Source organism: Streptococcus thoraltensis DSM 12221 (genome assembly GCF_000380145.1).
Lineage (GTDB): Bacteria > Bacillota > Bacilli > Lactobacillales > Streptococcaceae > Streptococcus > Streptococcus thoraltensis.
Map to the genome: position 1 here is coordinate 109,049 of NZ_KB904629.1, position 13,876 is coordinate 122,924.

Annotated in this window: 13 protein-coding genes; 11 read left to right on the top strand and 2 right to left on the bottom strand. The window is 37.2% G+C overall.

Annotation, left to right across the window (positions count from 1 at the left end; all coding sequences use genetic code 11):
• The first annotated feature begins 34 nt into the window (after positions 1 to 34).
• On the top strand, positions 35 to 865 hold the full coding sequence (locus A3IA_RS0109380) for a methyltransferase domain-containing protein (RefSeq protein ID WP_018381064.1): 831 nt from the start codon (positions 35 to 37) through the stop codon (positions 863 to 865).
• A 744-nt stretch (positions 866 to 1,609) separates the two neighbouring features.
• Here A3IA_RS0109380 and A3IA_RS0109385 read toward each other — a convergent pair.
• On the bottom strand, positions 1,610 to 2,116 hold the full coding sequence (locus A3IA_RS0109385) for a TetR/AcrR family transcriptional regulator (RefSeq protein WP_018381065.1): 507 nt from the start codon (positions 2,114 to 2,116) through the stop codon (positions 1,610 to 1,612).
• 165 nt (positions 2,117 to 2,281) lie between these two features.
• On the opposite strand from A3IA_RS0109385, the gene A3IA_RS0109390 reads away from it, so the two are divergent.
• The 10 genes from A3IA_RS0109390 to A3IA_RS0109435 all read left to right on the top strand — a co-directional run bounded on the left by A3IA_RS0109390 (position 2,282) and on the right by A3IA_RS0109435 (position 11,951).
• A complete protein-coding gene (locus A3IA_RS0109390; RefSeq protein ID WP_018381066.1) occupies positions 2,282 to 3,553 on the top strand; it encodes a YhgE/Pip domain-containing protein in 1,272 nt (423 codons plus the stop codon).
• A 259-nt stretch (positions 3,554 to 3,812) separates the two neighbouring features.
• A complete protein-coding gene (locus A3IA_RS0109395) occupies positions 3,813 to 4,430 on the top strand; it encodes a phosphate-starvation-inducible PsiE family protein (RefSeq protein ID WP_018381067.1) in 618 nt (205 codons plus the stop codon).
• A 170-nt stretch (positions 4,431 to 4,600) separates the two neighbouring features.
• The gene (locus A3IA_RS0109400; protein ID WP_018381068.1) at positions 4,601 to 5,950 is read left to right on the top strand and encodes a glucose-6-phosphate isomerase; all 1,350 of its coding nucleotides are present in this window, start codon (positions 4,601 to 4,603) and stop codon (positions 5,948 to 5,950) included.
• A 157-nt stretch (positions 5,951 to 6,107) separates the two neighbouring features.
• Positions 6,108 to 6,908, top strand: coding sequence for an SDR family oxidoreductase (locus A3IA_RS0109405; protein ID WP_018381069.1), 801 nt, complete (start codon positions 6,108 to 6,110; stop codon positions 6,906 to 6,908).
• Between the two features lie 24 nt (positions 6,909 to 6,932).
• On the top strand, positions 6,933 to 8,798 hold the full coding sequence (locus A3IA_RS0109410; protein WP_018381070.1) for a BglG family transcription antiterminator: 1,866 nt from the start codon (positions 6,933 to 6,935) through the stop codon (positions 8,796 to 8,798).
• On the top strand, positions 8,795 to 9,277 hold the full coding sequence (locus A3IA_RS0109415) for a transcriptional regulator GutM (protein WP_018381071.1): 483 nt from the start codon (positions 8,795 to 8,797) through the stop codon (positions 9,275 to 9,277). Before A3IA_RS0109410 ends, A3IA_RS0109415 begins: the two co-directional genes overlap by 4 nt.
• Positions 9,278 to 9,291: 14 nt before the next feature.
• Positions 9,292 to 9,843 carry a PTS glucitol/sorbitol transporter subunit IIC gene (srlA, locus tag A3IA_RS0109420; RefSeq protein WP_018381072.1) on the top strand — a complete coding sequence of 184 codons (552 nt, stop codon included), beginning with the start codon at positions 9,292 to 9,294 and terminating at the stop codon, positions 9,841 to 9,843.
• A gap of 22 nt (positions 9,844 to 9,865) precedes the next feature.
• Positions 9,866 to 10,855, top strand: coding sequence for a PTS glucitol/sorbitol transporter subunit IIB (gene srlE / locus A3IA_RS0109425; protein WP_018381073.1), 990 nt, complete (start codon positions 9,866 to 9,868; stop codon positions 10,853 to 10,855).
• A 32-nt stretch (positions 10,856 to 10,887) separates the two neighbouring features.
• The gene (locus A3IA_RS0109430) at positions 10,888 to 11,253 is read left to right on the top strand and encodes a PTS glucitol/sorbitol transporter subunit IIA (RefSeq protein WP_018381074.1); all 366 of its coding nucleotides are present in this window, start codon (positions 10,888 to 10,890) and stop codon (positions 11,251 to 11,253) included.
• 14 nt (positions 11,254 to 11,267) lie between these two features.
• Positions 11,268 to 11,951 carry a fructose-6-phosphate aldolase gene (locus tag A3IA_RS0109435; protein ID WP_018381075.1) on the top strand — a complete coding sequence of 228 codons (684 nt, stop codon included), beginning with the start codon at positions 11,268 to 11,270 and terminating at the stop codon, positions 11,949 to 11,951.
• Positions 11,952 to 12,653: 702 nt separating this feature from the next.
• On the opposite strand, the gene mmsB is transcribed toward A3IA_RS0109435, so the two are convergent.
• The gene (gene mmsB / locus A3IA_RS13115) at positions 12,654 to 13,871 is read right to left on the bottom strand and encodes a multiple monosaccharide ABC transporter permease (protein ID WP_018381076.1); all 1,218 of its coding nucleotides are present in this window, start codon (positions 13,869 to 13,871) and stop codon (positions 12,654 to 12,656) included.
• Between the last annotated feature and the right edge of the window lie 5 nt (positions 13,872 to 13,876).

Genomic DNA, 13,876 nt, shown 5'->3' on the forward strand with positions numbered 1-13,876 from the left:
ATTACACCCCATCATCTTCTATGAAAGGAGCACCATGTCTCACACTTTGAAATCCTTAGCACCTCTTTTTACCTGCCCTGTCTGTCTTTCTGCTATGAACTATCAAACCACACGATTAGTTTGTACAGAGGGACACTCGTTTGATATTGCGAAACAAAATTATATTAATCTGCTCCTCAACAACAAACAAGATAAGCATTATGACAAACTTTCCTTTGCACGCCGTCATGACATTTTAGAGGCGGGCTTTTATGAGCCTATTCTACAGGCTATTGCCAAAGAAATCAGCAGTGATGACAGGACAAAGGTCATCCTTGATGTGGCATGTGGGGAAGGATACTACGCACGTCAACTCGCCCAAAATGAGAAAAATCATATCATCGCTTTTGACCTATCTAAACATTCCATCCGCTTAGCTGCTCAAAAAGATACTGCAAAAGACGTGACATGGTTTGTAGGTGATTTGGCAAAACTACCACTAGCTGATAACAGCGTAGATGTCATCCTTGACATCTACTCCCCTGCCAACTATCAAGAATTTAAACGCGTCTTAAAGCCTGGTGGTAAACTGATTAAAGTTGTAACTGCCAGCGAACATGTAGCAGAACTTCGCCAAGCTGCCTCTGAGCAGCTAAAAAATAAGACCTACTCAAATGCTAAAATTCTCAACCATTTTAGCCAAGCCTTTCCAAACTATCAAAAAAGTCATCTCACGAAAACCTATCCTGCCACACAAAAAGAGTTACTTACCTTTGCTCAGATGACACCGCTATTTTTCCATGTCAACTTGGATAAGATTGATTGGCAGGCATTAAAGCATATCACCATTGCAGCAGATATTTTAGTGGCTAAAATAGGGGACTAAATCACACTTTTTTCTTCAGTTTGTAAAAAACTAAACTCGCTCTATCTGCTTCTTGGCTCGCTAAAAAGAGCTAGATTTTAGTTCGCCCTGAAATAGACTATTATAGTCAACGGAATTAACTTTCAGAACAAGAAATTAAGACGCAGACAGTACTTGATACTCGATGAAAATCAAAAGCAGTCCTTATTGACTTGATTTGATGACCTTCAGTTCTATAGTCAAATGAATTAACTTTCAGACAAGGAACTAAGACGCGAACAGTACTTGAGTACAGCAAAGCCGAAAGTGACGACGTATCAAAGTTAATTCAAAAGACTATATTATCACCAGAGCATTGTGTAAAGAGCTGGCACTCTTCTAATTTCTCTCTTCAAACAGTCCTTCAGACGTGTTGAACACTCCTACTCTTTAAAAACTAGTTCAGACCTGCTTTGATGACCTTCGGTTCTATCATCGCTTAGTCTATTTTTGACTTTCAGTGGGTAGCAACACTTTGTCTGACAAATGAAAGGCTTAAAAATTAAGCTGGGGATTTTATCCCAGATCCGCTTGAAAAAAGTCTTTTGGGGATTATTTTCTTCAACTTTTTTCAGTTTCCTAGGGAAAGCAAAACTCTTAGAAAGGTTCTTAAATCAACCTTTCTAAGAGTTTATTTTTATTTACAATTAAGTCTTACATTTTCAATTTCACTATTGTTTAAAGAGGGTGTCTACATTAGAAGCTGAATATTTTATCTTAGCTTTTTTAATCTGCAAATATCCGCTTAAAGAGGGCGTAAAGGATGTCTTTTTGGTCTTCCTTTAAGCTGTAATGGTTATTTTTTAAGATGGTATAGGCACCACCGACGGCAAAGGATAATCTTAGACGTGAAATTTCAGAAACATTTTCCGAGATGGTCTCTTGATACAGTTGATAGGTTTTTTCTAAGATTTCATCCTGATTGCCAAAGAGGGCCTTGTTTTCAACATAGACTTGACTCATGGTCGCTTCAATATCATCAATAAAGGTGGTCATGTCTTCTTCTTTAATAGGATTTTCCAAAAGAAACTGGCGAATTGGCTCTAATGCTTCTTCTTGTAATTGTTCCACAAGGTCGTAAATATCCGTATAATATCGGTAAAAAGTAGACTTATTGATGAGTGCTTCTCGACACAAGTTTTCGACATAAATCTTTTCAATAGGTCTATCCTCTCGTAGTCGGACGAAAGCATCTCTGATAGCCCTTTTTGTTTTTATCACTCTCTTATCCATGAATACCCTCCTCGATACTATCTATTTTATCCTTTTTTCTGAAATATACAACGATTTTGCAGAAGGCGTTTGATAAGCAACGATTTTAAAAAAATTGCTGATTGAATGGGTTAAAAAATAGTCCTATAATACACTTTATTATTTAAAAATCGAAAAGGAGAAATCATGACTTTTAAAAAAATCATTCTTAATAAACTCATGTTAATTGCCATGGTGATTGCAGTGGTTTATCAAATTGCTATGATTGGTATTTACATCGGTGGCTACAAATACACAGCTGATCGCCCTGAAAAAAATAAGATTATCTACGTCAATCAGGATGGTGATAAGGGTAAAGCTATTGTCAAATCCATGAAAAAATCCTTAGATTTTGCTAGCCAAGACGAAAAGAGCCTGAAAGAAGCCAAATCAATCCTTCGCAACCACAAGGCTGCTTTAGTCGTCAATATCCCTGAAAATTATACTGAAGATATAGCTCAAGGCAAAGCTGTCAAGCTCAATTATTTCTATAACAGCGCTGGTGATACCATCAGCAAACAAACTGGGACAACCATCGCTAGCAAATTAACCAATAAACTCAACTTAGCAGTGTCCAGTCAAAAAATGCAGGCTGTCCTCATTAAATCAATGATGGAAGTGGCTAAACCTCAAATCGAAGCCGATGTCAAAAAGGCAGTTGGCACAGATCCAACCAAACTAGATGCTGTTCAAAAAACCGTTACGGCTAAATACCAAGAACAGTTCACTCAAATGGCTAAAAATGCCGTTAATCTCAATAGCGTTTCTGAAAACAGTAAGGACATCAATCCCAAGCCAACGTCTCATATGAACCTCATTATGACACCAATGATTGCCCCTGTATCAAGCTATATCGGTGCCATGATTTCATCTATCATCCTTTATAGTTTTGTCTTTAAAAAGGCTATCCGCTCTAACGTTTCTCGCAAATGGCTTGGTTGGCTTGCCCTTGAAGTTGATTACCTCTTGATTTCATTGGCTGTTGGCGGAACTGGTGCTCTTATGCTAGCTTTTATTAATCATTTTGGTCAGCAGACCACTCTTAAACTCTTTGGTATTTTAAGTCTCAATACCTTTGTTAGCTTCCAACTGATCTTAGCTATTTATATGGTTCTTGGAGCAGTTGCTTTCCTTGTAACCCTACCTTTAACATTAGCCCAAGTTGTGACGGCAGGTACTATGATTCCAGAATACCTCATGGCACCCGGATTAAAAGCTATCCGTCCATACCTTCCTGTTTCATCATCATGGCAATTAATCCAAGATACTATCTTTAAAACAAGCACAGATACTGACCCTCTCTTGCAATTGGCCATAATTGCTGGTGTGACGATGGTGATTTCCCTTCTTATCTTGCCAATCCGTTATCGTAAAAATGCAACTTCTCAACCAGACATTGATGTCTTGACCTTGCTATAAAGCCTCAAACTAGTTGGTTTTCTTAAACTGGCTAGTTCTTTTAATACTCTTCGAAAATCAAAAGCAGCCCTTGCTGACTTGATTTGATGAAGACAGTTCTATCGGCTATCTGTGTCGCCTAGTCTGTTTTTTATTTTCATTGAGTAGCATATAAACTATTTAGCACTTTTAAGAAATGCTGCTCGCGCTTGAAAGCTCATTTATGTTACTATAGAGTAAGGAAATTTATCCTTTCCAATCTACTGCATTAGGAGTCTTTATGCGAAAATTTTTACAGACTACTCTCTATGAACTATCGTTCTATGTTGAAATTATCATTTCTATTATCCTAGGTGTTGTTTTAGCAATACTAACAACTCGTCTTGTAGTTGATATATCAGGTGTTTTTGAGACAAATAATACCATTGAACATTATTTGCAAAATTTTCTTAATCAAGCCATGAGTATTGCCATTGGGGTCGAGTTGATTAAAATGTTGACCAAACACACGTCAAGTACCATCATTGAAGTCCTACTCTTTGCGCTAGCCCGTCAGCTCGTTGTTTCACATGGTAGTGCCTTAGATACTTTATTGACGGTTATCAGTCTGGCAATCCTTTTTGCATCACGTAAATTCCTTCTCAGTAACTTTGATGACCCTAATAGCATTATCGTACGAGGTAGTCAAACCGTTAAAATGGCAAACCTTTTAGCTCGCGTTGATATTCCTTGCCAAAATAAAGAATTAATGCGTGATTTTATGGTTCGTCATCTTAAAGAAGAAGAAAAAACAGTCGCCATTGGCGCATTTATTCATGTCAAAGACCTTGCCTTGCGTGTTGATAGCATGAGCGAGGGGATTATCACACGTGTCGAAATTATCAAATCGCACTATTGATTTTCTGAAATAATACCTATATTTTCAAGAAAGTTTCAGCAAAGAGTGTCTGTGATTTAAATCTATTTATAACGCTTACAATATTTTACAAAAATAATCTGAAATGATTGAAAAAAGTCTCACAAAAGAGTATCATAGTATCTGAATTCAAAATTAACAGGAGTATTAAAATGACACACATTCAATTTGATTATTCAAAAGTCCTTGACCAGTTTGTCGCACCGCATGAACTTGATTACATGCAAGCGCAAGTTACTGCTGCTGACAGCATGCTTCGCCAAGGTACTGGACCCGGTTCAGACTTTTTAGGTTGGTTAGACCTTCCAGAAAACTACGACAAAGAAGAGTTTGCTCGTATCCAAGAAGCCGCTAAAAAAATCCAATCTGACAGTGACGTGCTTGTTGTTATCGGTATTGGTGGTTCTTATCTTGGTGCTAAAGCTGCCATTGATTTCTTAAACAATCACTTTGCAAACTTGCAAACAGCAAAAGAGCGCAAAGCACCACAAATCCTTTACGCAGGAAATTCTATCTCATCAACTTACCTTGCTGACTTAGTAGAGTACGTTCAAGACAAAGAATTCTCAGTAAACGTGATTTCAAAATCAGGGACAACAACTGAGCCAGCTATTGCTTTTCGTGTTTTCAAAGAACTTTTGGTTAAAAAATACGGTCAAGAAGAAGCTAACAAACGTATCTATGCAACAACTGATAAGGTTAAAGGTGCTGTTAAAGTTGAAGCTGACGCTAACAACTGGGAAACTTATGTTGTTCCAGATAACGTCGGCGGACGTTTCTCAGTCCTTACAGCTGTAGGTCTTCTTCCAATCGCTGCTGCCGGTGCTGACATCACTGCCCTCATGGAAGGTGCTAACACTGCACGTAAAGAATTGTCTTCAGATAAAATCTCTGAAAACATTGCTTACCAATACGCAGCCGTTCGTAATGTACTCTACCGTAAAGGTTACGTTACTGAAATCTTGGCTAACTATGAGCCATCACTTCAATACTTCGGCGAATGGTGGAAACAATTAGCCGGCGAATCAGAAGGTAAAGACCAAAAAGGAATCTACCCAACTTCTGCTAACTTCTCAACAGACCTTCACTCACTTGGTCAATTCATCCAAGAAGGTTACCGCAACATCTTTGAAACAGTTATCCGCGTTGACAAACCACGTAAAAACGTTCTTATCCCTGAAATGGCTGAAGATCTTGATGGTCTTGGTTACCTTCAAGGCAAAGATGTTGACTTCGTTAACAAAAAAGCAACTGACGGTGTACTTCTTGCCCACACAGATGGCGGCGTGCCAAACATGTTTGTCACTCTTCCAGAACAAAACGAATTCACACTAGGTTATGCTATCTACTTCTTCGAATTAGCCATTGGTCTTTCAGGTTACCTCAACAGCGTTAACCCATTTGACCAACCGGGTGTTGAAGCCTACAAGAAAAACATGTTTGCCCTTCTTGGTAAACCAGGATTTGAAGACCTCGGCGCAGAACTCAACGCCCGCTTGTAAGCCATCATTGTCATAAAAATGAAGAGTCCTGAAAAGGGCTCTTTTTGATATTATCAAGAATTAGTAAATCAAATTTTTTTCAATCGTGAAAAAGTGTGTCTTAATTTTATTTCGTAAGCGTTTTATAATTGATTTACAAAAAAAAAGGAGTTCAAGCATGACAGATTGGTTAAATATTGCTGGAAAAACAGTTATCGTTACAGGGGCATCTTCAGGAATCGGAGCTGCCATCGTTAAAGAGTTATTAGAACTTAATGTAAACGTTGCTAATTTTGATATTGCTGAAGGAGAATTAAAACATGACAATCTCTTATTCGTGAAAGTAGATGTTACTTCTCGTGAACAGGTTGAATCTGGTGTACAAGCTGTTTTAAACAAATTTGGCACTATAGATGCTCTTGTTAATAACGCCGGAATTAATATTCCTCGTCTCTTAATTGATCCAAAAAATCCTCGAGGGCAATACGAATTAGATGATTCAACTTTTGAAAAAATCACGATGATAAATCAAAAAGGTCTCTATCTTGTTAGTCAAGCTGTGGGACGAATTCTTGTTGATAAGAAGGATGGTGTCATTATCAATATGTCTTCAGAAGCTGGACTGGAGGGTTCAGAAGGACAGAGTGCTTACGCTGCAACCAAAGCGGCAGTCTACAGTTATACACGCTCATGGGCTAAAGAGCTTGGAAAGCACAATGTACGTGTTGTGGGGATAGCCCCAGGTATCATGGAGGCTACTGGCTTAAGAACGCTTGCGTATGAAGAAGCTCTTGGATATACTAGAGGGAAATCTGTTGAGGAAATTCGAGCTGGTTATGCTTCAACAAGTACGACACCACTAGGACGTAGCGGAAAACTAAGTGAAGTTGCAAATCTTGTAGCATACTATATCTCTGAGCGTTCTGATTACATTACAGGTATTACGACAAATATTGCTGGCGGAAAAACGCGCGGTTAATTCAATTGTGAGGACGGTGACAAATTGGCCATAGTAAATCGTTGGTACCAAATTTTAAATCTTTTAGTAGGACAGCCTTACATTTCATTTCAAAGTGTGCAAAAACAATTAGGTATCAGTCAAAAAACGTTACTAACGACTATTGATCAACTTAATGATATTTTGGATGACGACCTTCACATTAAAAAACAAAATAATCAACTTTTCTTACAAGTATTTAATTACAGTCGCCTAGAAGACATATTATCAGGAAGTCTCCGCAAAGAAAGTGACTTCAATTCTTCAGGTAAAAGAATTTCATACATTATCAAACGTCTACTTCATTCTACAGATCCTATACTAATCGATGATTTAGCCGAAGAAATCGGTGTTAGCCGAACGACCATTAACAAAGACTTAAAACAAGTTAAACAATTAGCTGATAATTACCAAGTAACAATTATTGGAAAAACTAACTACGGGTTATCCGTTATGGGTGATGAATTACAACTTCGTTTGTTCTATTGTCACAATGTTTATGCCTATTTTGATTCAACAACACTATACCCAGAAACAGAGCTATTTCTAAAAGAATTTTATCAAAATTATCAATTACCTAAAAACGTTCAAGACCTACTTTCAAAAGTCATGGCAATAATGATTTTTCGATTGCAGCAGCATCATCTACTAGAGAAAGACATTCCCTATTTTAGCAATGATCTAAAGAATAGTGATATTATGGAGCAGCTCATTTTTCATATCGAAATGACCTACCACATCTCACTTAGTCAATACGAACAAGACTTTCTTTCGTTTCCATTAAATATGCAATACATTGATAACTTACCTTATCAGGAAGTATCGACTACTTATATCTTAGATATTTTCCATGAGATGATTAGTCGTTCTAAAAAGACAATTGACTTTCAAATTAATATCGAAAAGCTTTTTATTGATATTCATATGCACCTTAAATTTCTTTTGAATCGTTTAGTTTTTCATTTTCAAGCAAACGATTTATTTCATGGAGAAATAAAGGAAAAGTATCCACTTGCCTATCAGTTAGCAAGTGACGCCTGTACTGTTTTGAGAGATATATTTAAATATCCTATTGAAAGTTCGGAAATTAGTTACTTAGCTCTATATTTCGAGATGGGACTTCGTGAGATGAAAAAAGATGAATCTATTGAATCTCGTAAAATAGCTATCGTTTGTACAACAGGGCGAGGAACTGCAACAATGATTAATCGTCAAATCAGACGTGTTATTGGAAATGAGATTACAATTGACCAATACTCTGAGGAAAACTTCAATCCTCTCCAAGCTGAAATGTATTCTGCTATCTTCACAACGATCCCTCTTAAATTTCAAAATATATCTCCTCCAGTCATTCAACTCACCAACTTATTTGACGATCAATGGTTGAGAACAAGGTGGGAGGAAATTAGCAACTGGGAATACAAACGCTTTGAACATGTTCAGTTCAAATTTATCCGTTTAGATCCTCAACCTGATTATCTGCAATATCTCTTAAAAATGGCAAACTATCTAGAAGAGGCTAATGATGTCGATCAAGATTTTCATACCAATATCTTAGATCGAGAGAATAAACAATCAACTATTTTTGGACAAAATATCGCTTTTCCCCATACAACACATCACAAGGAAAAAGTAACCCTTCTTCTCGGCGTCCTGGATGAAACGTATGTAACTCCATCTGAGTCAGTTGATTTAATTTTTATGTTAGCTATTCCAGAACAGTCAACTCCATCGATAGAAGAAGAACTTTTAGTAGTCTATGATGATATTTTTAAAATTGCCAATAACGATGAAATCAAAAAAGAATTAAAAACACTCAAGTCAACGGAAGCATTTCTATCACTTATAAAATGTAAAGGAGTATTAAAATGAGCCCTATTATAGTTCTCACTATCATTATAGCGACAGCATATATTCTTCAACTCTTTCTGGGATTCAAACAAATTAAACATTTTAACCGTGTCTACGCAGAACTTCGTAAAAAAGGTCGCGTTGCCATTGGTCGTCGTTCTGGGAAATTTAAATCAGGGACAATTGTAATGTTTGCGATTGATTCTGATGGTAAAATCAGTGTCGCTAAAAAGATTCAAGGCGTTACTATAGGCGCTCGCTTTAAAGATATGCCACAATATATCAATCATGATTTACATTATTTAGATCATTACAATCCCCTTGTTCGTCAAGAAAATAAACTCACTCAAATTGCAATAGAAGATGCTAGGGACGTTTTCCTAACCATTGAAGCAGGTACCTACCAAGAAGTTCCGAAAAATGTCCCAATGATTGATTGGGGATTACAATTTAAATCTCTCCTTTCTCACTTCAAATTAACTAACAAATCATTACAATAACGAGGAGGTTTTTTATGAATTACATTACTAAATTTGCAGAAGGCTTTATGGGCCTCTTCCAAGCTGGTGCAGACACATTTATCAGTTGGATGACAGGGATTGTACCAGTCGTCTTGATGCTATTAGTAGCAATGAATGCACTCATTGCACTCATCGGTGAAGAAAAAATGAATAAAATTGGAGAACTGTCTGCTAAAAATCCTCTAACCCGATACATGTTACTACCATTTCTTTCAGCCTTCATGCTTGGAAATCCAATGTCTATGAGTATGGGAAGATTTCTTCCAGAATATTATAAACCTAGTTTTATTGCTGCTCAGATGCAATTTTGTCATACATCTAACGGAGTATTTCCTCACATCAATCCAGGAGAACTATTTGTTTACTTAGGAATTGCTACTGGTATCGAAACTTTAGGCCTCAGTCAAATTGATCTAGCGATTCGCTATCTTCTTGTCGGTCTTGTAATGAACGCTCTTGGTGGCTGGGTTACTGACTTTACAACCGCCTTTGTATGTAAACAACAAGGTATTCAACTAAGCAAAACGGTACAATTAGACAAATAAGAAACTATCTAGGAGAATAATCATGACATATAACAGTATCAAAGTTGTTAAAGGTAATGGTGGCTTTGGTGGACCACTTGTAATCACCCCAACTGAGGAAAAACATAAATTCATCTACATCACAGGTGGAGGTGAGAAGCCAGAAATTGTTGATAAAATTGTTCATTTAACTGGAATGGAAGCGATTAATGGATTCAAAACGTCAATTCCCGATGAAGAAATTGCTCTGGCTATTGTTGACTGCGGTGGTACACTACGATGCGGTATCTATCCCAAAAAAGGAATTCCAACCATCAATATCGTCGCTACTGGAAAGTCTGGTCCACTAGCTCAATACATTACAGAAGACATTTATGTATCAGCTGTCGGCGTAAACCAAATAAGTTCTACAAAAGACAATGTTGTTAATGAACAAGAACAAACCTATACTGAAAAATCGAGCTCTTATGATACAAGTAAGAAAATCACCGAACAACGTGCTGAAAAAAGTTTCATTGCACGTATTGGTATGGGAGCTGGTAAAGTAGTTGCAACTTTTAATCAAGCTGCTCGTGATGCCATACAAACAATGCTAAATACTATTCTTCCTTTTATGGCTTTCGTCTCACTATTGATTGGTATTATCAATGGTTCTGGTGTCGGTACTTGGATTGCAAATCTACTAGCACCTTTAGCAGGTAATATCTGGGGACTCGTCATTATTGGTTTCGTATGTTCATTGCCATTTCTATCTCCACTCTTAGGCCCTGGAGCTGTTATCTCACAAATTGTTGGTACTCTCATCGGAGTACAAATTGGAAAAGGGAACATCCCTCCTCAAATGGCTCTACCAGCTTTATTTGCTATTAACACCCAAAATGGTTGTGACTTCATCCCTGTAGCTTTAGGTCTCACAGAAGCTGAAGCTGAAACTGTCGAAGTTGGGGTTCCATCCGTACTATATTCTCGATTTTTTAATGGTGTGCCGCGTGTACTTGTAGCATGGTTAGCCAGTATCGGGCTCTACCAATAATCAAAAATTTACCTTTTAGAAAGAAGATTACTATGTCAACTATTTTTAAAACTACTGTAATAGCTATCGGACCTGAAGCAGAAGGGATGATTGAAGGTGCTAATATGCTTATTCTTTTTGGAAAAGGTGCTCCATCTGATTTAGCAGAATTCTGTTTTACCATTAATAATAAAGAGCTAGCTGGAACAATACAAACTGGAGGAACCGTTTATATTGACGAATTAGCCTTTCCTATAACTTTTGTCGGAGAATTGGTTGAAAAAAATCTTCAAAATTTAGGGCATATTACCATTAGCTTTGATGGATCAACTGCAGGAACCTTACCTGGCACACTGCATGTTTCGGCAAAAAGCTTACCTAAGTTAAGTATCGGCACAAGCGTTAGAATTGTTTCTTAGGAGGAAATATAGCTATGGAAATACTACTTGATACAGCTAATATTGAGAAAATCCAATCTCTGCAAAAAGTATTACCTTTACATGGAATCACTACCAATCCTTCAATTCTAAAGCAAGAAGGTGAGATTAATTTCTTTACTCACCTCCGAAAAATTAGAAATATCATTGGACTTGATCAAACTCTCCATGTTCAGGTCACAGCCACTACTTCTGAAAAAATGATTAAAGAGGCTCAAGCAATTTTAAAAGCCATTGACCCATCAATATACATTAAAATTCCTGTAACTCTTGAAGGTTTGAAGGCCATTAAAGCTCTTAAAAAACAGGGTGTCAATATTACTGCGACAGCCATTTACACAAAACTACAAGGATTCCTTGCCATCGCTGCCAATGCAGATTACTTGGCTCCATACTACAATCGTATGGAAACGTTAGGAACACATTCAAAATCAGTCTTTGAGTCACTGCAAAGAGAAATTGAGCGAACAAATAGCCAAAGTAAACTATTAGGGGCTAGTTATAAAACGATTGAACAAATAAACAACACTTTTGATGCGGGGGCACAAGCTATAACAGTCTCTCCTGACCTAATTGAGCAACTGCTATCATCGAATACTATTATCAAAGCTGTTGAAGACTTTCAGAAAGATTGGACAACCATCCACGGTGTCCAAACAATCGATGAACTCCTGTCATAAATAATAATAGCAACCTCTCCTGAGAGTCCTGAAAAGGGCTCTTTTTGCTGCCAAAAACCTCCTGCATTGAAGCAAGAGGTTAGAGCATGAGGAATAAAGCTAGGCGTTCAATAACAAAGTATCGTCAAATGAATTAACTTTCAGAACAAGGAACAGAAAAGACGCAGACAGTACCTGATGGATGCTCAATGAAAATGAAAGTCAAAAGCAGACTAAGCGACACAGATAACAGATAGAGCTGTCTTCATCAAATCAAGCCAACAAGGGCTGTTTTTGATTTTCAAAGAGTATGAGTAGGGCAAGTTCGAAAGTGCCCACGTCTCAAAATGAATTCAAAAGACTATCTATCGAAAAATCTCCAAAGTCATCGTCTGACTCTGGAGATTTTTTCTCTACTGACAATTTTCCTCTATCGTCGCAGCTCTAAGATTAATAACTCTTACTAGCCTTAGAAGTTTCGTAACATTATTTTCCTTTTTCTGATTGCCATAAACTATAAGCCGAATAAGACGTGTAGGCGATAACAATCATCAAAGAGATATAAAAGATTACATTATAAATAGAGAACACATCTTGCTTTGAGGAAACCGTTTCGTAGACTACCTGTATCAACCATAAAAAACAGCTTAAAGATGTCAACAGATAGAGCCTCATTTTTGACTTGTTTGATAGTTCGCTATTCATAATAATCCTCACTTTTTTCTATTTACTTTTTTTTGAATAAATGTCAACGGCTACGGCAAGCAATAATACCAACCCTTTTATAGTCTGAATAAGAGCAGAATCAACACCCATGATAGACAAGCCTTGATTAATAACACCAATAACTGCAGCTCCAATAACTACTCCTGGGATTGTTCCAACACCTCCCGTTACAGCTGTTCCACCAACGAAACATGATGCAATAGCATCCATTTCAAATGAATTCCCTGTTGCAGCCGATGCCGAACTAAGTCGAGATAAGATAGCAATGGCAGCTACAGCAGATAAGAAGCCCATATGGACGTACAATAAGAAGTCAACCTTTTTAGTATTAATACCAGATAACATAGCAGCTCTGCGATTTCCACCGACAGCATAAACATGTCGTCCAAAAACCGTTTTAGTCAAAATAAAGTGGTAGACAGCAACTAAAATACCTACAATCACTAGCATAATTGGAATACCACCTTGGGTATTATTGCCCGACAGAGCAAAGAGGTAAGTTAAAGCTAAGATAATAATAGAAGAAGCAGCAATTTTCATATATGTTGCTGATAATGGTTCAACATCCAAACCAACATTAAAGGCTTTCTTACGGTTTCTAAATTGATGATATGCAAATAATACTGTTAGTAAAATCCCCATAATCACAGTCAAAGCATCAAACTGTCCCCAAAATCCAAAAATATTTGGCAGATAGTTAGCAGCAATCGCGTTAAATGATGCATTATTAACTGGAATAGAAGCGTTAATCATTGTAGTAGCCAAACCACGGAAAATTAACATCCCTGCAAGTGTTGTAATAAATCCTGGAATTCCGACATATGCTACCCAAAATCCTTGCCATACACCAATGATAAGCCCTATTAGAATACCTACAACGATTGCTAAAAGCCAGTTCAAATGCATATCTTGCATCAAAAGAGCGATACACCCTCCTATAAATCCGACCAATGAACCAACTGATAAATCGATATGAGTCGCTATGATTACCATAACCATCCCTACGGCAAGGATAATAACATAAGCATTTTGTTGAATTAGCTGAACAACAGTGTTAGGTTGGAGTAGCAAGCCCTCTGTCAAAAATTGGAAAATAGCAATGATGACAATCAATGCTCCCACAATACCATATTGACGACTACCTGATAAAAATGAGTTAAAAAATGTTTTATATTCTGCTGTGTTCTCTGAAGTTTTATTATTCTGTGAAGTCATTTTTA